Genomic DNA, 18,927 nt, shown 5'->3' with positions numbered 1-18,927 from the left:
GGAATCCTCCGGGCGCCTTTTCCGTGTCCGTCGTGGCGGTGTGCTACTTCACGACCGTCAGCGGCAGCAGCTTCTTGCCGGTGGGGCCGACCTGGATCTCGGTCTGCATCGCGGGGCAGACACCGCAGTCGAAGCACGGCGTCCAGCGGCAGTCCTCGACCTCGGTCTCGTCGAGCGAGTCCTGCCAGTCCTCCCAGAGCCAGTCCTTGTCGAGACCGGAGTCCAGGTGGTCCCAGGGCAGGACCTCCTCGTAGGTGCGCTCGCGGGTCGTGTACCAGGCGACGTCGACGCCCACGGACGGCAGCGTCTTCTCGGCGCAGGCCATCCAGCGGTCGTACGAGAAGTGCTCGCGCCAGCCGTCGAACCGGCCGCCGTCCTCGTACACCGCGCGGATGACCGCGCCGATGCGGCGGTCGCCGCGGGAGAGGAGGCCCTCGACGATGCCGGGCTTGCCGTCGTGGTAGCGGAAGCCGATCGAGCGGCCGTACTTCTTGTCGCCCCGGATCTTGTCGCGGAGCTTGCGCAAGCGCTCGTCGGTCTCCTCGGCGGAGAGCTGCGGGGCCCACTGGAAGGGGGTGTGCGGCTTGGGGACGAAACCGCCGATGGAGACGGTGCAGCGGATGTCGTTCTGGCCGGAGACCTTGCGGCCCTCGGCGATCACGTTCATCGCCATGTCGGCGATCTGGAGGACGTCCTCGTCGGTCTCCGTCGGCAGGCCGCACATGAAGTACAGCTTCACCTGGCGCCAGCCGTTGCCGTACGCGGTGGAGACGGTCCGGATGAGGTCCTCCTCCGAGACCATCTTGTTGATGACCTTGCGCATGCGCTCGGAGCCGCCCTCGGGGGCGAAGGTGAGGCCGGAGCGGCGCCCGTTCCTGGTCAGCTCGTTGGCCAGGTCCACGTTGAAGGCGTCGACACGGGTGGACGGGAGGGACAGGCCCACCTTGTCCTCCGTGTAGCGGTCCGCCAGACCCTTCGCGATCTCACCGATCTCGGAGTGGTCCGCCGAGGAGAGCGAGAGGAGGCCGACCTCCTCGAAGCCCGTCGCCTTGAGACCCTTCTCGACCATCTCGCCGATGCCGGTGATGCTTCGCTCCCGCACGGGGCGCGTGATCATGCCGGCCTGGCAGAAGCGGCAGCCGCGGGTGCAGCCGCGGAAGATCTCGACGGACATGCGCTCGTGGACGGTCTCCGCGAGCGGCACGAGGGGCTGCTTGGGGTACGGCCACTCGTCGAGGTCCATGACGGTGTGCTTGGACACGCGCCAGGGGACGCCCGACCTGTTCGGGACGACACGGCCGATGCGGCCGTCCGGCAGGTACTCGACGTCGTAGAAGCGCGGGATGTAGACCCCGCCGGTCTTCGCGAGGCGGAAGAGGACCTCCTCGCGGCCGCCCGGCCTGCCCTCGGCCTTCCAGGCGCGGATGATCTCGGTCATGTCGAGGACGGCCTGCTCGCCGTCGCCGATGATCGCCGCGTCGATGAAGTCCGCGATCGGCTCGGGGTTGAAGGCCGCGTGGCCGCCCGCGAGCACGATCGGGTGGTCGACGGTCCGGTCCTTCGACTCCAGCGGGATGCCGGCCAGGTCGAGGGCGGTGAGCATGTTCGTGTAGCCGAGCTCGGTGGAGAAGCTCAGGCCGAAGACGTCGAAGGCGCCGACGGGCCGGTGGCTGTCGACCGTGAACTGCGGGACCTTGTGCTCCCGCATCAGCTCTTCGAGGTCCGGCCACACGCTGTAGGTGCGCTCGGCGAGGACGCCCTCGCGCTCGTTCAGCACCTCGTACAGGATCATGACGCCCTGGTTGGGCAGGCCGACCTCGTACGCGTCCGGGTACATCAGCGCCCAGCGGACGTCGGCGGACTCCCACGGCTTGACCGTGGAGTTCAGCTCTCCACCGACGTACTGAATCGGCTTCTGCACGTGCGGGAGCAGAGCTTCGAGCTGCGGGAAGACAGACTCGGCAGCAGACATCTCGAACCTTCGTGAGCTGGCAGGGGGGCGACTCTCAAGCGTACCCCGGTGCTCAGCGGGTCGGAGCCGCCCCCGCTCCGGGGTCCGCGGCGCGGGCCCAGACCTCGGGCAGCTCCCGCTCGGTCGCCGCGGCGGCGGCCTCCTCGCGTCCGTAGAGAAGTCCCCAGGTGAAGGACGATTCGCCGACCCCGTGGGCCTGCAGCCCGAGCTCGCGCAGGGCCGTGCGGGCGACGACGGCGTCCTGGTGTTCGCCGAGCAGGGACTGGACGGCCTTCACCCGTTTCGACAGCCGCTTGGCGGGCTTTCCGAGGGTGGGGCGGGCCGCGTCGGCCGCGTACCGGGCGCGCTTGGCGGCCTTGCGGGCCTCGTGGAGGGCGAGGTCGCGCTCGTGGCCGGGGTCGAGGGCGAGGGCGCGCTCGACCCTGCCGGCGAGCCGGGCGTGGTCCTTGCGGACGGCACGGGCGAGGACCTTCGGGGCGTCGCGTCGGGCGGCCTTGCGCAGCGGCGGAGCGGCGAGGAGCGCGTCGAGGCGGTCGAGGAGGGAGAGGTAGCGGGCGGAGTCGAGGGCGGCGAGCGCCTGCCGCCTGGCGTGCCGGCCGCGGGCGGCGTCCCGGCGGCGCAGCCGGGCCTTGACCGGGCCGAGGACGAGGGTGTCGGGCAGTTCGTCGACGCGGGCGCGCAGCCGTTCGTCGAGGACCTCCTGGTCACGGGCGACGCCGAGCTCTCCGGCGAGCCATTTCAGTTCCTCGCCGAGGGGGTCGGTGACGTCCCGGTCGAGGACGCGCCGGTACGTCTTGAAGGCGCTGCGCATCCGGCGGCAGGCGACCCGCATCTGGTGCACGGCGTCGGGCAGGTCGCGCCGTACGGCCGGGTCGTAGGTGACGAGCGCCTCGATCTGTTCGCGTACGTAGGCGAGGACGGCGGCTCCGGCGGTGCCCGGTTTCCCGGGGGCGGCCGCCTCCCGGGGGGCCGCGCCGGTCTCCGCGAGGGCCCTGGCCAGTTTGGACGCGGACGTGGCGGGGCGGATGCCGGCTTTCCGCAGGCGCTTCTCGACGGCGTCGAGGACGGCCGGGTCGGTGCCGTCGGCGAGTTCCACCTCGATCTCGGTCCAGGTGGCCTCGGTGCCGCCCGGCAGCCGTTCGGCGTGGACGGTGTCGACGGACAGTTCGGCGAGGAGGGCGCCGTCGTCGGTGAGGAGGTGGCGGACGTCCCGTGCGGATCGGAGCCGGACGACGGGGACCACCTCGTCGTGCCGGACCCGGGAACGCAGCAGCCCCGCCAGCTCACCCGGCAGGGTGTCGGCCAGTGGGGCGCTGATCTCGTCGCGGACGCCGGCGGCGACGGGGAACTTGACGTGCCAGCCGGCGTCGTCGCCTCCGGTGCGGCGGCGGAGGGTGAGCGAGTCGGCGGCGAGGCGCAGGTCGGGGGTGTCGTAGTAGACGGCGTCGAGTTCCATGACGCCCCGGTCCACGACCGCCGAGACCCCGGAGACCCGTGTCAGGTCCGGTACCGGGGTCTCTCCGGTGGCTTCGTACTTTCGCTCGATCTCGCGTTTCGTCTCGGCCATACCTCGAATCTAACCGCCGTCACGCCGTCATGGGGCGCTGCACCCTGATCGACTGGAGCAGTCCGATGGCCACCCAGACGGCGAACATCGACGAGCCTCCGTAGGAGACGAACGGCAGGGGCAGACCCGCGACCGGCATGATGCCGAGGGTCATGCCGATGTTCTCGAAGGACTGGAAGGCGAACCAGGCGATGATGCCGGCCGCGACGATCGTGCCGTAGAGCTCGGTGGTCTCGCGGGCGATGCGGCAGGCGCGCCAGAGGACGACGCCGAGGAGGACGAGGATGAGTCCGGCGCCGACGAAGCCGAGCTCCTCCCCCGCGACGGTGAAGATGAAGTCGGTCTGCTGCTCGGGCACGAACTGGCCGCTGGTCTGGTGCCCCTTGAAGAGGCCCGCGCCGTACAGGCCGCCGGAGCCGATCGCGATGCGCGCCTGGTTGGTGTTGTAGCCGACGCCCGAGGGGTCGAGCTCGGGGTTGGCGAAGGCGGCGAAGCGGTTGATCTGGTACTCGTCGAGCATGCCGAGCGCGGCGACGAGGACGGCGCCGCCGACGCCGGCGCCGATCAGACCGAGGACCCAGCGGTTGGAGGCGCCGGAGGCCAGCAGGACGCCGAGCACGATGACGGCCATGACCATGACCGAGCCGAGGTCGGGCATCAGCATGACGATGCCCATGGGCAGGGCGGCGAGCACGAGGGCCTTGGCGACGGTGCCGTGGTCGGGGTGGAGCTGGTCGCCCGCGTCGACCTTGGAGGCCAGCAGCATCGCCATGATCAGGATGATCGTGATCTTCACGAACTCGCTGGGCTGGAGGGAGAAGCCGCCGCCGATCACGATCCACGCGTGGGCGCCGTTGATGGTGGCGCCGAGCGGGGTGAGGACGGCGAGGATCAGCACGACCGAGAGGCCGTAGAGGACGGGCACGGCACCCCGCAGGGTGCGGTGACCGAGCCAGATCGTGCCGATCATCAGGACGAGACCGATGCCGGTGTTGAGCAGGTGACGGAAGAGGAAGTAGTACGGGTCGCCCTGGTTGAGCTCGGTGCGGCCGCGGGTGGCGGACCAGACGAGCAGGGCGCCCAGGAGGGAGAGCGTGAGCGCCGAGAGGAGCATCGGCCAGTCGAGCCGGCGCAGCACCGAGTCGCGGGCGGTCAGACGTGCGACCGGCCCGCGGTCGGGTGCGTAGCGGGACACGGAGAAGCTGGTGCGGGTCGTCATCGTGTCAGTCCCTCAGGTGGGGAGGCGGGCCCGCGACCGGCGGTACTCCGCCGTTCTCGGCGGGGTCGACCAGCTGCGCCTTCGGGTCGTACGGCTTGATCGCCGGGGCGTCGATGGTGCCGTCGGCGTTGATCTTCGGCAGGCCCTTCTGCGGCTTCGGCAGCAGGGCGCGCTTGAGGTCCTGGTTGCCCGCGTCGTCGAGGCCGTAGAGGGCGTCGTAGATGTTGCGCACGGCGGGGCCGGAGGCTCCGGAGCCGGTGCCGCCCTGGGAGATCGTCATGACGATCGTGAAGTCGTCGGTGTACGTCGCCAGCCACGAGGTGGTCTGCTTGCCGTAGACCTGGGCGGTGCCGGTCTTGGCCCGCATGGGGATCTTGTCCTGGGGCCAGCCGCCGAACCGCCAGGCGGCGGTGCCGCCGGGTTCGACGACGGAGCGCAGGCCCTTGTCGAGGTCGCGGACGGTCTGGGCGCCGACCGGCAGCCTGCCGTGGGCCGTGGGCTTGATCTCCCGGACCGTCTTGCCGTCGGGGCTGATCACGGCCTTGCCGACGGTGGGGTTGTAGAGGGTGCCGCCGTTGGAGATGGCGGAGTAGGCGGTGGCCATCTGGATGGGGGTGACGAGGACGTCACCCTGGCCGATGGCGAAGTTGATGCTGTCGTACGCCTTCAGCTGGTTGCCTTCGAGGCAGCTCTCGTACGCGATCTGCTCGACGTAGCTGCCGCCCTTCTTGCCCTGCTTGCACCAGGCGTCCTTGTTGGCCTCCCAGAAGTTCTGCTTCCACTGGCGGTCCGGGATGCGGCCCTTGACCTCGTTGGGGAGGTCGATGCCGGTCTCGGAGCCGAGGCCGAAGTCGCGGGCGGTCTTGTAGAACCAGTCGTGGGCGCCCGGCTTGGCCTTGAGGCCGCCGTCGCGCTGCCACTCCTGGTGGCCGAGGGCGTAGAAGACGGTGTTGCAGGAGAACTTGAGGGCCTCGCCGAGCGTGATGGGGCCGTGCCCCTTGGACTCGAAGTTGGCGAAGCTGCGGCTGCCGAGGCTGTAGGAGCTGCTGCAGTTGTACTTGTCGTTGAAGTCGTGGCCGGCCCGCACGGCGGCACTGGCCGACACCACCTTGAAGATGGAGCCGGCGGGGGCCTGGCCCTGGATCGCCCGGTTGAGCAGCGGGTAGTTGGATCCCTTGCTGGTCATCGCGGCGTAGTCCTTGGCGGAGATGCCGCCGACCCAGGCGTTGGGGTCGTAGTCGGGCTGGGAGGCCATCGCGACGACGCGGCCGGTCTTGGTCTCCATGACGACGACGGCGCCCGAGTCGGCCTCGTACTTGCGGCCGGTGATCTTGTCGGTCTCCTTGCGGACGGCCTTCATCGCCTCGTGGAGCTCGTACTCGGCGACCGCCTGGACCCGGGCGTCGATGCTGGTGACGAGGGTGGAGCCGGCCACGCCCGGGTCGGACTTCGTCTGGCCCATGACCCGGCCGAGGTTGTCCACCTCGTAGCGGGTCACACCGGCCTTGCCGCGCAGTTCCTTGTCGTACGTGCGCTCGATGCCGGAGCGGCCGACCTGGTCGGAGCGGAGGAACGGCGAGTCGGTGTCCTTGGCCTTCTCGATCTCCCCGTCGGTGACGGGCGAGAGGTAGCCGAGCACCTGCGAGGTGCGGGCCTTGCCGGGCGCGGGGTAGCGGCGGACGGCGGTGGGTTCGGCGGTGATGCCGGGGAAGTCCTCGGAGGCCTCGCGGATGGTCAGCGCCTGCTGGGTGGTGGCCTCGTCGGTGACGGGGATCGGCTGGTAGGGCGAACCGTTCCAGCAGGGCTTCGGCGTCTCGGAGTCGCAGAGCCGGATCTTGTTGATGACCTCGTCGGGCTTCATCTCGAGGACGCCGGCGAGCCGGGTCAGGACGGCCTTGCCGCGGTCCTTCATCTTCATCAGCTCGGTGCGGGACGCGGAGACCACGAGCCGGGTCTCGTTGTCGGCGAGCGGGACGCCGCGGGCGTCCAGGACGGAGCCGCGCACGGCGGGCTGCACGACCTGCTGGATGTTGTTGCTCTTGGCCTCGTCGGCGTACTCCTTGCCGTTGCGGATCTGGAGGTACCAGAGCCGGCCCCCCAGGGTCAGCAGCAGCGAGAAGACGAGGATCTGGATGACGACGAGCCGGATCTGGACCCGCGGGGTCCGTCCGGTCTCGGGGATGTTGCTCATACCGCCGGTGCCCCCTCGGTCACAGTCGCTTGACTCCCTTGATGCGTCCGGCCCGTGAGGCGCGGCTCCGGGCGGCCTTCACGCGCAGGCCGCCGCGCTGGGTGCCGATCCTCAGGCCGGTGCCGGAGGAGAGCCAGCCGGAGGCGACGTCGGTGCCGCCGCCCCCGCCGGCGTCGGCGATCGGGTCGTTCTCCGCGCGGCGGGCCAGCGCCATGATGAGCGGCACCGTGAAGGGCGCGAGGAGCAGGTCGTACAGGGCCGCCGTGAACAGCAGGAAGCCCAGGCCCACATGGCGGGCCGCGGTGTCGCCGACGAGGGCGCCGACCCCCGCGTACAGGAGGGTGGAGCCGACGGCCGCCACGACGACGACGGCCATGGGGCCGGTCGCGGAGGTCAGCCGGCCGTTCTCCGGGCGAGCCAGGCCGACGAGGTAGCCGATGACGCAGAGCACGAGGGCGTAGCGCCCGGCGGCGTGGTCGGCGGGCGGGGCGAGGTCGGCGAGGAGGCCGGCGCTGAAGCCGATGAGGGAGCCGCTGACGGGTCCGTAGACGAGGGCGAGGCCGACGACGGTGAGGAGGACCAGGTCGGGGACGGCGCCGGGGAGCTGGAGGCGGCCGAGGACGGAGACCTGGACGACGAGGGCGACCACGATCAGCGTCGCGGAGAGGAGGATGCGGTTGAACTTCACGGTGTCGCGTCCCCCTGCTCCTGCGGTGCCTGCTGGTTCTGACCCTGGTTCAGGTTTTGGTCCTGACCCTGGTTCTGTGCTTGGTTCTGCCCCTGGTCCTGCTGGTTCGCCTGGCCGTCCGGTGGCGGTGGCGTGACCGTGACCGTGACGGTCGGCGCGGGCTTGGGCTTCTCCGGCAGGACCATGTCGCGCGGGTCGGAGCGGGGTGCCTGGACGACGACGCCGACGATGTCGAGCTTGGTGAAGCCGACGTACGGGCGGACGTAGACGTTACGGGTCAGGCCGCCGCCCGCCGGGTCGACGCGGACGATCTCGCCGACCGGGACACCGGGCACGAAGGGCCTGTTGCCGGCGGAGCCGAAGGTGACGAGCCGGTCGCCCGGCTTCACCTTGGCCTTGCCGTTGAGGAGCTGGACGAGCAGGGGCCGGTCGCCCTGGCCGGTGGCGAAGCCGAGTTCGTTCGACTTCTCCATGCGCGTGCCGACCGTGAAGTCGGGGTCGTTGGCGAGGAGGACCGTGGAGGTCGAAGGGCCGACGGTGGTCACGCGGCCGACAAGACCCGAGCCGTTGAGCACGGTCATGTCCCGCTGGACGCCGTCGCGGGCGCCGATGTCGACGGTGACGGTCCAGGAGAAGCCCTGGGCCGCTCCTATGGCGATGACCTGGGCGCCCTTGATGCCGTACTGTCCCGCGCCGGCGGTCTTCAGGATGGAGTCGAGCTCGCGCAGCCGGTTGCGGTTGCGGTCGTCGCTGCCGAGCTCGGCCTTGAGTTCGGCGTTCTCCTTCTCCAGGGCGGCGATCCGGGTGTGCCGCTCGCCGGAGTCCCGTACCGCGCCTATGGCGTTGCCTACGGGGTCGACGGCGGCCGCCACACCGTTCTCGACCGGTCCGAAGACCGCGGCCGCGGCCTGCCGGGCACCGTCGACGGGTGACTCCTGACCGCCGCGGATGTCCACCGTGATCAGTGCGAACGCGATGGCGATCAGCAGCACCAGGAGCAGCCGGCTCTCTCGTGTGTCCCTCACGTGCGGCGGCCGTGCCTTTCCTCGTGGTTCGGTTGTTCGACTGTGCTGTCGTGCGACTGTGCTTTCCCGCGGTCCCGCGGTGGGGCCTAGCGGCGCGGCTGGGCGTCCAGGACCTGCTGGAGGGCCTCGAACTCCTCCACGCACTTGCCGGAGCCGAGCGCCACCGAGTCCAGCGGGTCCTCGGCGATGTGGATCGGCATGCCGGTCTCACGGCGGAGGCGCTCGTCGAGGCCGCGCAGCAGCGCGCCTCCACCCGTGAGAACGATGCCGCGGTCCATGACGTCACCGGAAAGCTCCGGCGGGCACTTGTCGAGGGTGGTCTTCACGGCGTCGACGATCGCGTTGACCGGCTCCTCGATGGCCTTGCGGACCTCGGCGGCGGAGATGACCACGGTCTTGGGGAGACCGGAGACGAGGTCGCGGCCGCGGATCTCGGTGTGCTCGTCCTTGTCGAGGTCGTACGCGGAGCCGATGGTGATCTTGATCTGCTCGGCGGTGCGCTCACCGAGGAGGAGCGAGTACTCCTTCTTGATGTGCTGGATGATCGCGTTGTCCAGCTCGTCGCCGGCGACCCGGATCGACTGTGCCGTGACGATTCCGCCGAGGGAGATGACGGCGACCTCGGTGGTGCCGCCGCCGATGTCCACGACCATGTTGCCGGTGGCCTCGTGGACCGGGAGGCCCGCGCCGATGGCCGCCGCCATGGGCTCCTCGATGATGTGCACCTGGCGGGCGCCGGCCTGCGTCGAGGCCTCGATGACGGCGCGGCGCTCGACTCCGGTGATGCCGGAGGGCACGCAGACCACGACACGGGGGCGGGCCAGGTAGCGGCGCTTGTGGATCTTGAGGATGAAGTAGCGGAGCATCCGCTCGGTGATCTCGAAGTCGGCGATGACGCCGTCCTTCAGGGGCCGGACGGCGACGATGTTGCCGGGGGTCCGGCCGATCATCTTCTTCGCCTCGGAGCCGACCGCGAGGATCCCGCCGGTGTTGGTGTTGATGGCGACGACGGACGGCTCGTTCAGGACGATGCCTCGACCCCTCACGTACACCAGCGTGTTGGCGGTCCCGAGGTCGACAGCCATGTCACGGCCGATGAACGACATTGAGTTCCCCTTGTTTCCCATGGCTGAGGGTGGTGCGGCGTGGAGTTTTCCATCGTAGTGCCGCCCGCCCGGATACCGCGCGGTGGTCCACCTCTGTACAGGTGACGGAAGGACGCGGCGATCCGTTCCCGCCATCGGCGTTCATATGCCTGGGGGCGACCGAATTCCTTCGGTCGCCCCACAGGGTCCTGCGTTCGGCTGACACGGAGTCAGAGCCGTCCGGGTCAGACGAGACCCGGGAAGAAGATCTTCAGCTCGCGGAGGGCGGACTCCTCCGAGTCGGACGCGTGGATCAGGTTCTCCCTGACGATGGTGCCGAAGTCGCCCCGGATGGAGCCGGGAGCGGCGGCGATCGGGTCGGTCGGGCCGGCCAGCCGGCGGACGCCCTCGATGACCCGCTCGCCCTCGACGACGAGCGCGACGACGGGACCGGAGGACATGAAGCCCATCAGCGGCTCGTAGAAGGGCTTGCCCTTGTGCTCGCCGTAGTGCTGCTCCAGGGTCTCCTGGTCCAGCTCGCGCAGCTCCAGGGCCGCCAGGGTCCAGCCGGCCTTGCGCTCGATACGGCCGATGATCTCACCGACCAGGCCACGGCGGACGGCGTCGGGCTTGAGCAGGACGAGCGTGCGCTGGCTCACGGGGGAACTCCTTCGGAAAAGCGGTGTGCGGGACCTCCGAGGCTACAGGCCCCGGACGCCCCACGATTACGCAGCGTCAGGCCCTGCCGAGGCCCCGGCGGCCTGCTGTCCGGCGGTCTGTGTCTCGGCCCAGCGCGCCTTGATGTCGTCGATCCGCCGCCCGTAGTGCACCGAGGCCCACCACAGGCCGGCGAAGACCGCGCCGAGGAAGAACATGGTCGGGACGACGAAGCCGCTGAGGACCAGGCCGATCTGCAGGGCCCAGCCGAGCTGGACACCGCCGGGACGGGTCACCATCCCGCACAGCAGCACCGAGAAGACCATCGCGACACCGCAGACCCACCACACGGTGGACATCGCGAGGCTGTCGTCCTTCATGGCGACGAGCCCGGCGAAGCCGATCACGAAGAACTCGCCGATGAGCGTCGACGAACAGAGGGTACGCATACGGTTCAGCCCCTTCGCAGCAGCAGCCGGGCGTCGCCGACCGTGAAGATCGAACCGGTCACCAGGACGCCCGCGCCACCGTACTCGGCCTCTTCCTCCGCGAGGGTGATGGCCGCCTCGATGGCGTCGGGCAGCCGCGGTTCGACGACCACCCGGTCCTCGCCGAAGACCTCGACGGCGATCGCGGCGAGCGCGTCCACGTCGGTGGCCCGCGGGTTGGAGTTCGCGGTGATCACGACCTCCGCGAAGATCGGCTCGAAGGCCTCGAGGAGACCCCTGGCGTCCTTGTCCCCGCTCGTGGAGACCACGCCGACGAGCCGCGAGAAACCGAAGGCCTCGCTGACGCCCTCCGCCGTCGCCCGCGCGCCGTGCGGGTTGTGCGCCGCGTCCAGGAGCACCGTCGGGGAGGTGCGGACGATCTCGAGCCGTCCGGGCGAGGCCACCTGGGCGAAGGCCCGGCGGACCGTGTCCACGTCCAGGGTCCTTGCGTGGTCGGCGCCGATCCCGAAGAACGCCTCGACCGCCGCGAGCGCCACCGCCGCGTTGTGCGCCTGGTAGGCGCCGTGCAGCGGCAGGAAGACGTTGTCGTACTCGCCGCCGAGCCCGCGCAGGGTGAGGAGCTGGCCGCCGACCGCGACCTCGCGGGAGGCGATGCCGAACTCCATGCCCTCGCGGGCGACGGTGGCGTCCGCCTCGACGGCCTTCTTCAGCAGGACCTGTGCCGCGTCCACCGGCTGCTGGGCCAGGATCACGGTCGCGCCCTGCTTGATGATCCCCGACTTCTCGCCGGCGATCTCGGCGGTCGTCCCGCCGAGCCGGTCGGTGTGGTCGAGGTCGATCGGGGTGACGACGGCGACGGAGGCGTCGATGACGTTCGTCGCGTCCCAGGTGCCGCCCATGCCCACCTCGACGACGGCCACGTCCACCGGGGCGTCGGCGAAGGCCGCGTACGCCATTCCGGTGAGGACCTCGAAGAAGGAGAGCCGGTACTCCTCGCGGGCGTCGACCAGCTCCACGTACGGCTTGACGTCCTGGTACGTCTCGATGAACCGCTCGGCGGAGATCGGCGCGCCGTCCAGGCTGATCCGCTCGGTGATCGTCTGCACGTGCGGCGAGGTGTACCGCCCGGTGCGCAGCTCGAAGGCGCCGAGCAGCGCCTCGATCATGCGGGCCGTCGACGTCTTGCCGTTGGTGCCGGTGATGTGGATCGAGGGGTACGCGCGCTGCGGATCGCCGAGCACGTCCATCAGGGCCGCGATCCGGGTGACCGACGGCTCCAGCTTGGTCTCGCCCCAGCGGGTGGACAGCTCGGTCTCGACCTCGCGCAACGCCTTGTCGAGCTCCGGATCCTCCGGACGGCTCGGCACGGGATCGCCCTGGGGCGGTCCGGCCTGGGTGCGCAGGGTACGGCTGCCGGCCTCGATCACCGCCAGGTCGGGGTCACGGCTTGTCTCGCTGTCGACGATGTCGTCGAACTGGTCACTCGGGTCGCTCGGCTCGCTCACGGGCCCAGTCTACGGAGCGGTACCGACAGGACCGCGGACCCACCCCTTTCGGGACTTTCGGTCCGCCGTCCGCCCTCCGCCGTCCGCCGCACCGGCCCTAGCGGACGGGGAGGCCCGTCGGGAGGAGCGCCGTCACCACGTAGCCGCCGTCCTCCGGGCGGGCCCTGAGCGTGCCGCCCATGCTGGTGACCCGTTCCTCCATGGAGAACAGGCCCGTGCCGGTCGAGACGGGCGCCGGGTCCGGCGGGCTCTTCGGCAGCGGATTGCGCACCTCGATCCGCAGATCGGGGCCCTCCACCGTGATCGCGACCGTCACCGGCAGGCCGGGCGCGTGCTTGGCCGCGTTCGTCAGGCACTCCCGGACGACCCGGTGGACGGCCGCCTGCCGCAGCGGCGACAGCGCCCTCGCCTCCTCGGCGACCGCCAGTTCCACGGGACTGCCCATCCGCTCGCTCTCCTCCGCGAGCACGGCGAGCCCTTCAAGGCAGGGGGTGCCCCCGTCCTCCCGGTCGGCGCGGCGCACGATCGTCTCGTTGAGCATGCGGTGGGCGCGCCTCGCGGTGTCCGCGAGCTCCTCGAAGTCCTTCTGGCGCGCGTCTCCCCTGGCCCGCACGGCGAGGACCTCGGCCCGGACCGCGAGGACGGTGAGTTCACGGCCGACCAGGTCGTGGACGTCCCGGCCGACGGAGATCCGCTCCTCCTGGACGGCCTGCCGGGCGGCGGCCTCCCGGCGCTGGACCTCCAGGGCGCGGACGAGGTCCTGCCGGTATGCGGCGACGCCGACGCCCGCCGCGAGGACGCCGATCGGGACGACCAGGCTCAGGAAGTCGCTCAGGGTGTCGCCGTGCCGGGCGGGCCAGCCGGGCGTGTGGAAGAGCGCGTAGGCCACGCCGACGTACAGCAGGGTCGCGGCGACGGCGTCCCGCCGTCCCCGGTACCGGCCGATGGAGTACAGCGCGAACTGGACCATGGTCAGCTCGTGCAGCCAGCCGAGCAGCCCGAGCGCCACGACGTACGGGAGCCACGGCAGCCTGCGCCGGAGCACCAGGGTGGCCGCCCCGGCCGCGAGGACCAGCGTCGCGGTGACCCCGGTGAGGGAGTTGTCGGCGCGGGCGAGCCCCGGCACGTCCAGGAGCATGAGGCCGAAGGCACTGAGCGCGGCGACGACGTCGAGCGCGCGGGGCGAGCCGGCCCACCGGTCCGCACGACGGCGCAGCGCGGGGACGGTGGGGAGGCGGGGCATGCCTTCCATCATCCAAGGTCTTTCGTCCCGACGCCGAGGACCTGAAATCCCGTCTGTTGTGACTTCGGGCACCTCGTCCCGCTTCGGGGTGTACGCGGAGGGGCCCGGAACCGTGTACCGGTTCCGGGCCCCTCCGTCATGCCGTCCTAGGCCTGCGGCAGGCTCGCCAGCTGGGCCTCGATGCGGGCGATGTCCTCGTCCGCCTTGGCGAGGCGGCCACGGATCTTGTCGACCACGTTGTCCGGGGCCTTGGCGAGGAAGGCCTCGTTGCCGAGCTTCCCGTTCGCCTGGGCCTTCTCCTTCTCGGCGGCCGCGAGGTCCTTCGCGAGGCGCTTGCGCTCGGCCTCCACGTCGATCGTGCCCGACAGGTCGAGCGCGACCGTGGCGCCGGCGACCGGCAGGGAGGCGGTGGCGGCGAAGCCCTCGCCCTCCGGCTGGAGGCGCAGGATCTGACGGATGGCCGCCTCGTGCGGGGCGAGCGGGGTGCCGGTCAGCGTGAGGCGGGCGGGCACCTTCTGGGCGTCCTGGAGGCCCTGCTCCTTGCGGAACCGGCGGACCTCGGTGATGACCCGCTGGACCAGCGCGATCTCCTGCTCGGCGGCCGTGTCGCGGAAGCCGCTGTCCTTCGGCCAGTCGGCGATGACCACGGACTCGCCGCCGGTCAGCGTGGTCCACAGCGTCTCGGTGACGAACGGGACCACCGGGTGGAGCAGACGCAGCATGACGTCGAGGACCTCGCCGAGGACGCGGCCGGAGACCCGGGCGCCCTCGCCGCCGGCGAAGAACGTCGTCTTCGACAGCTCGACGTACCAGTCGAAGACCTCGTCCCACGCGAAGTGGTAGAGGGCGTCCGACAGCTTGGAGAACTGGTAGTCGTCGTAGAAGGCGTCGACCTCGGCGACCGTCTTGTTGAGCCGCGACAGGATCCAGCGATCGGTCGCCGACATCTCCGAGGGGTCCGGCAGCGGGCCTTCGACCGTGGCGCCGTTCATCAGCGCGAAGCGCGTGGCGTTCCAGATCTTGTTGGCGAACTTGCTGGAGGCCTGGACCCAGTCCTCGCCGATCGGAACGTCGACGCCCGGGTTCGCGCCACGGGCCAGGGTGAACCGGACCGCGTCGGAACCGTAGGTGTCCATCCAGTCCAGCGGGTTGACCACGTTGCCGAAGGACTTCGACATCTTCTTGCCGTTCTGGTCGCGGACCATGCCGTGCAGGGCGATGGTGTGGAACGGCGGGGTGCCGTCCATCGCGTACAGACCGAACATCATCATCCGGGCGACCCAGAAGAAGAGGATGTCGTAGCCGGTGACCAGGACGGAGTTCGGATAGAACTTCTCGAGGCTCTCGGTCCGCTCGGGCCAGCCGAGCGTGGAGAACGGCCACAGGCCGGAGGAGAACCAGGTGTCCAGGACGTCCGTGTCCTGGTGCCAGCCCTCGCCCGTCGGCGGCTGCTCGTCCGGTCCGACACAGACGACTTCGCCGTTCGGGCCGTACCAGACCGGGATGCGGTGGCCCCACCACAGCTGGCGCGAGATGCACCAGTCGTGCAGGTTGTCGACCCAGTCGAAGTACCGCTTCTCCATCTCCTGCGGGTGGATCTTGACCTTGCCGTCGCGGACGGCGTCACCGGCGGCCTGCGCGAGCGGGCCGACCTTGACCCACCACTGCATCGAAAGACGCGGCTCGATGGTGGTCTTGCAGCGCGAGCAGTGGCCGACGGAGTGGACGTACGGGCGCTTCTCGGCGACGATCCGGCCCTCGGCGCGCAGGGCGGCGACGATGGCGGAACGGGCCTCCATGCGGTCCAGACCCTGGAAGGGGCCGTGGACGGTGATGACCGCGCGCTCGTCCATGACGGCGATGTTGGGCAGGTTGTGGCGCTGGCCGATCTCGAAGTCGTTCGGGTCGTGCGCCGGGGTCACCTTGACGGCGCCGGTGCCGAACTCGGGGTCGACGTGGGTGTCGGCGACGACCGGGATCGTACGGTCCGTCAGCGGCAGCTTGATCTGCTTGCCGACCAGGTGCTTGTACCGCTCGTCGTCGGGGTGGACGGCGACGGCCGTGTCACCGAGCATCGTCTCGGCCCGGGTGGTGGCGACGACCAGGGTCTCGTCACCCTCGCCGTACCGGATGGAGACGAGCTCGCCGTCGTCGTCCTGGTACTCGACCTCGATGTCCGAGATGGCCGTCAGACAGCGCGGGCACCAGTTGATGATGCGCTCGGCGCGGTAGATCAGCTCGTCGTCGTAGAGCTTCTTGAAGATGGTCTGGACGGCCTGCGACAGGCCCTCGTCCATGGTGAAGCGCTCACGGGACCAGGCGACGCCGTCACCCAGACGCTTCATCTGGCCGGAGATCTGGCCACCGGACTCGGCCTTCCACTGCCAGACGCGCTCGACGAACGCCTCACGACCCAGGTCGTGGCGGGACTTGCCCTCCTTGGCGAGCTCGCGCTCGACGACGTTCTGGGTGGCGATGCCGGCGTGGTCCATGCCGGGCTGCCACAGCGTCTCGAAGCCCTGCATGCGCTTGCGGCGGGTGAGGGCGTCGATCAGCGTGTGCTCGAAGGCGTGGCCCAGGTGGAGCGAGCCGGTGACGTTCGGCGGCGGGATGACGATGGTGTACGGCGGCTTCTCGCTCTTCGCGTCGGCCTCGAAGTACCCGCGCTCTACCCAGCGCTCGTACAGCGGCCCCTCCACCTCGGCCGGCGCGTACTGGGTCGGCAGTTCGGTGATGGGCGCTGTCTGCTGCTGAGTGTTCTCGGTCACGGGGTCAGTTTAGGGGTGTTGCGGCCCTGTCCTGAAACGCTTTGGTTCGGTAACGGTGTGGCCCCCGCCGCACTCCCCGCTCGGCGGTTCCGCCAGGATGTTCGGAGGCATAAACATCCTGTGAGGGGAACCTGTCGATGAGCTACAACCAGCCCGGCCCGTACGGCGGCCAGCCGCCCCAGCAGCCCGGGCCCTACGGCCAGCCGGGCCCGTACGGCCAGCAGCCGCAGCAGCCGGGCCCGTACGGCCAGCCGCCGCAGGCCCCGCAGCCGGGTTACGGCTACCCCCAGCAGGCCCCGCAGGGCGTCCCGCCGCAGCAGCCCCCCTACGGCTACCCCCAGCAGCAGCCCGGCCCCTACGGCCAGCAGCCCCCGTACGGCGCCCCCCAGGGCCCCGGCGGCTACGTCCCGCACCCGCCGGCCCCGAAGAAGTCCAAGGCGGGCTGGATCATCGGCGCGGTCGCGGTGGTGGCGGCGATCGGCGTGGGCGCGTACTTCGTGTTCGGCGGCGGCGCCGGCTCGTCGGTCGCGAACGACGGCCCGCACAAGCTGATCACCCCGGAGACGGTGCTCACCGAGTACAAGAAGGGTGCTGGCAGCGACAAGTCCAGCGGCGAGGACTCGCTCAAGGAGGCCCAGCAGAACGGCGTCAAGAACGCCCAGCAGGTCCGCGCCAGCTACAAGGTGGAGGACAAGGCCAACCCCCTCGCGGGCAAGTTCATCTCCTTCAACGGTCTCTACGGCGAGATCGACGACCCGGAGAAGGTCGTCGACTCCGTGTTCGCCAGCGCCAAGGCCGAGGCCGACAAGGACGCGGGCAAGGCGGGTTCGCCGCAGCTGGAAGGCAGCCCCCAGGAGTACAAGCCGGCCGAGCTCGACGGCGCGGTCCTCAAGTGCCAGCAGGCCAAGAGCCAGGCGGACGCCGCGACCAAGATGCCCGCCTTCACTGTGACGATGTGTGTGTGGGCCGACCACAGCACGGTGGGCTTCGTGGTCCCGTCCGACGCGTCCGCCCTGCTCTCGGGCCAGGCCGGCTCCGCCGAGGATGCCGCCGCCATCACCGCCAAGCTCCGCAAGGAAGTCCGCGTCAAGCTCTGACGCGCCGCACACAAAAGGGGCGCCCCACCGGTTCGGTGGGGCGCCCCTTTCCTGTCCGTACGGCTCAGGCCGACTTCTCGTGCCTGCCGTCGTTCTTCACGATCCGGGGGACCAGCGTCGGGTTGACGTTGTTGCGGACGACGTCCGCCGTGATGACGACACGGGCCACGTCCTTGCGGGACGGGACCTCGTACATCACCGACTGGAGGACCTCCTCCATGATGGCGCGCAGGCCGCGCGCGCCGGTGCCGCGGAGGATCGCCTGGTCGGCGATGGCCTCCAGGGCCGGGCGGTCGAAGTCCAGTTCCACACCGTCGAGTTCGAAGAGGCGCTGGTACTGCTTCACCAGGGCGTTCCGCGGCTCCACCAGGATCTGGAGGAGCGCCTCGCGGTCCAGGTTGTGGACGGAGGTGAGGACGGGGAGACGGCCGATGAACTCGGGGATCATCCCGAACTTCACCAGGTCCTCCGGCATGACCTCCTGGAACTGGTCGCTCGCCTCGATCTCGCGCTTGGAGCGGATGGTCGCCCCGAAGCCGATGCCCTTGGCACCCGCCCGCGACTCGATGATCTTCTCCAGGCCGGCGAAGGCGCCGCCCACGATGAAGAGCACGTTCGTCGTGTCGATCTGGATGAACTCCTGGTGCGGGTGCTTCCGTCCGCCCTGCGGCGGGACCGAGGCCGTCGTGCCCTCCAGGATCTTCAGGAGGGCCTGCTGCACGCCCTCGCCGGAGACATCGCGGGTGATCGACGGGTTTTCGCTCTTACGGGCGACCTTGTCGATCTCGTCGATGTAGATGATCCCGGTCTCGGCCTTCTTGACGTCGTAGTCGGCGGCCTGGATCAGCTTCAGCAGGATGTTCTCGACGTCCTCGCCGACGTAGCCGGCCTCCGTCAGCGCCGTCGCGTCGGCGATGGCGAACGGGACGTTGAGCATGCGGGCCAGCGTCTGCGCGAGCAGCGTCTTGCCGGAGCCCGTGGGGCCGAGCAGCAGAATGTTGGACTTCGCCAGTTCGATGGCGTCGTCACGGCCCTGCGCGCCGCCGTTCTCACCGGCCTGGACGCGCTTGTAGTGGTTGTACACCGCGACCGAGAGGGCCTTCTTCGCGGGCTCCTGCCCGACGACGTACCCCTCGAGGAACTCGTAGATCTCGCGGGGCTTGGGAAGTTCCTCCCAGCGCACCTCGCTCGTCTCCGCGAGTTCTTCCTCGATGATCTCGTTGCAGAGGTCGATGCACTCGTCGCAGATGTACACACCGGGTCCCGCGATGAGCTTCTTCACCTGCTTCTGGCTCTTTCCGCAGAACGAGCACTTGAGCAGGTCGCCGCCATCACCGATGCGTGCCACGAGGTGCTTCCCCTTCGCCTGGGAGTGCTTGGTTCAGCGACTCCTGGTGCCTCATATTCGACGGTACCTTGCCGGGCCCCCCGTTCGGGCCCCCCTTGGCACGGTTCACATGG

The 18,927-nt window shown here is 70.2% G+C and carries 14 protein-coding genes; 1 reads left to right on the top strand and 13 read right to left on the bottom strand.

The window, feature by feature from the left end; translation table 11 throughout:
• Positions 1-43: 43 nt before the first annotated feature.
• The 12 genes from ACFWUY_RS01575 to ACFWUY_RS01520 all read right to left on the bottom strand — a co-directional run bounded on the left by ACFWUY_RS01575 (position 44) and on the right by ACFWUY_RS01520 (position 16,369).
• Positions 44-1,972 carry a TIGR03960 family B12-binding radical SAM protein gene (locus ACFWUY_RS01575; RefSeq protein WP_384100754.1) on the bottom strand — a complete coding sequence of 643 codons (1,929 nt, stop codon included), beginning with the start codon at positions 1,970-1,972 and terminating at the stop codon, positions 44-46.
• Positions 1,973-2,024: 52 nt separating this feature from the next.
• The gene (locus ACFWUY_RS01570) at positions 2,025-3,539 is read right to left on the bottom strand and encodes a CHAD domain-containing protein (protein ID WP_384100752.1); all 1,515 of its coding nucleotides are present in this window, start codon (positions 3,537-3,539) and stop codon (positions 2,025-2,027) included.
• Between the two features lie 19 nt (positions 3,540-3,558).
• A complete protein-coding gene (gene rodA / locus ACFWUY_RS01565) occupies positions 3,559-4,758 on the bottom strand; it encodes a rod shape-determining protein RodA (protein ID WP_384100750.1) in 1,200 nt (399 codons plus the stop codon).
• 4 nt (positions 4,759-4,762) lie between these two features.
• The gene (mrdA, locus tag ACFWUY_RS01560) at positions 4,763-6,949 is read right to left on the bottom strand and encodes a penicillin-binding protein 2 (RefSeq protein WP_384100748.1); all 2,187 of its coding nucleotides are present in this window, start codon (positions 6,947-6,949) and stop codon (positions 4,763-4,765) included.
• 19 nt (positions 6,950-6,968) lie between these two features.
• Entirely contained in the window at positions 6,969-7,637 is a 669-nt protein-coding gene (gene mreD / locus ACFWUY_RS01555) for a rod shape-determining protein MreD (RefSeq protein WP_384100746.1), read from the bottom strand.
• Entirely contained in the window at positions 7,634-8,662 is a 1,029-nt protein-coding gene (mreC, locus tag ACFWUY_RS01550; RefSeq protein WP_384100744.1) for a rod shape-determining protein MreC, read from the bottom strand. The genes mreD and mreC overlap by 4 nt, the downstream gene beginning before the upstream one ends.
• 86 nt (positions 8,663-8,748) lie before the next feature.
• Positions 8,749-9,768, bottom strand: a complete 1,020-nt coding sequence (locus tag ACFWUY_RS01545; protein WP_215065773.1) for a rod shape-determining protein — start codon at positions 9,766-9,768, stop codon at positions 8,749-8,751.
• A gap of 224 nt (positions 9,769-9,992) precedes the next feature.
• Positions 9,993-10,406 carry a nucleoside-diphosphate kinase gene (ndk, locus tag ACFWUY_RS01540; RefSeq protein WP_384100741.1) on the bottom strand — a complete coding sequence of 138 codons (414 nt, stop codon included), beginning with the start codon at positions 10,404-10,406 and terminating at the stop codon, positions 9,993-9,995.
• 66 nt (positions 10,407-10,472) lie between these two features.
• Positions 10,473-10,853, bottom strand: coding sequence for a DUF4233 domain-containing protein (locus tag ACFWUY_RS01535; protein ID WP_384100739.1), 381 nt, complete (start codon positions 10,851-10,853; stop codon positions 10,473-10,475).
• A 5-nt stretch (positions 10,854-10,858) separates the two neighbouring features.
• Positions 10,859-12,358 (bottom strand): bifunctional folylpolyglutamate synthase/dihydrofolate synthase, encoded by a 1,500-nt coding sequence (locus tag ACFWUY_RS01530; protein WP_384100737.1) that lies wholly within the window; start codon positions 12,356-12,358, stop codon positions 10,859-10,861.
• Between the two features lie 97 nt (positions 12,359-12,455).
• Complete coding sequence (locus ACFWUY_RS01525) at positions 12,456-13,601, bottom strand: sensor histidine kinase (protein ID WP_384100735.1); 1,146 nt, start codon at positions 13,599-13,601, stop codon at positions 12,456-12,458.
• A 146-nt stretch (positions 13,602-13,747) separates the two neighbouring features.
• Positions 13,748-16,369 carry a valine--tRNA ligase gene (locus tag ACFWUY_RS01520; protein WP_384100733.1) on the bottom strand — a complete coding sequence of 874 codons (2,622 nt, stop codon included), beginning with the start codon at positions 16,367-16,369 and terminating at the stop codon, positions 13,748-13,750.
• Between the two features lie 137 nt (positions 16,370-16,506).
• On the opposite strand from ACFWUY_RS01520, the gene ACFWUY_RS01515 reads away from it, so the two are divergent.
• On the top strand, positions 16,507-17,466 hold the full coding sequence (locus ACFWUY_RS01515) for a hypothetical protein (RefSeq protein ID WP_384100731.1): 960 nt from the start codon (positions 16,507-16,509) through the stop codon (positions 17,464-17,466).
• A 64-nt stretch (positions 17,467-17,530) separates the two neighbouring features.
• Here the strand turns inward: ACFWUY_RS01515 and clpX are convergent, their stop codons facing one another.
• A complete protein-coding gene (gene clpX, locus ACFWUY_RS01510; protein WP_015033605.1) occupies positions 17,531-18,814 on the bottom strand; it encodes an ATP-dependent Clp protease ATP-binding subunit ClpX in 1,284 nt (427 codons plus the stop codon).
• Between the last annotated feature and the right edge of the window lie 113 nt (positions 18,815-18,927).

The organism is Streptomyces sp. NPDC058664 (assembly GCF_042716635.1).
Taxonomy (GTDB): domain Bacteria; phylum Actinomycetota; class Actinomycetes; order Streptomycetales; family Streptomycetaceae; genus Streptomyces.
Note: the sequence above shows the minus strand (reverse complement) of the source record. Positions and strands in the feature narration are given on the sequence as shown.

Bases quoted from the DNA above. Each gene is read 5' to 3' on its own strand.
- ACFWUY_RS01535 (WP_384100739.1), bottom strand. From the start codon at position 10,853: ATGCGTACCCTCTGTTCGTCGACGCTCATCGGCGAGTTCTTCGTGATC.
- ACFWUY_RS01545 (WP_215065773.1), bottom strand. From the start codon at position 9,768: ATGTCGTTCATCGGCCGTGACATGGCTGTCGACCTCGGGACCGCCAAC.
- ACFWUY_RS01515 (WP_384100731.1), top strand. From the start codon at position 16,507: ATGAGCTACAACCAGCCCGGCCCGTACGGCGGCCAGCCGCCCCAGCAG.
- mrdA (WP_384100748.1), bottom strand. From the start codon at position 6,949: ATGAGCAACATCCCCGAGACCGGACGGACCCCGCGGGTCCAGATCCGG.
- ACFWUY_RS01570 (WP_384100752.1), bottom strand. From the start codon at position 3,539: ATGGCCGAGACGAAACGCGAGATCGAGCGAAAGTACGAAGCCACCGGA.
- rodA (WP_384100750.1), bottom strand. From the start codon at position 4,758: ATGACGACCCGCACCAGCTTCTCCGTGTCCCGCTACGCACCCGACCGC.
- ACFWUY_RS01575 (WP_384100754.1), bottom strand. From the start codon at position 1,972: ATGTCTGCTGCCGAGTCTGTCTTCCCGCAGCTCGAAGCTCTGCTCCCG.
- ACFWUY_RS01525 (WP_384100735.1), bottom strand. From the start codon at position 13,601: ATGCCCCGCCTCCCCACCGTCCCCGCGCTGCGCCGTCGTGCGGACCGG.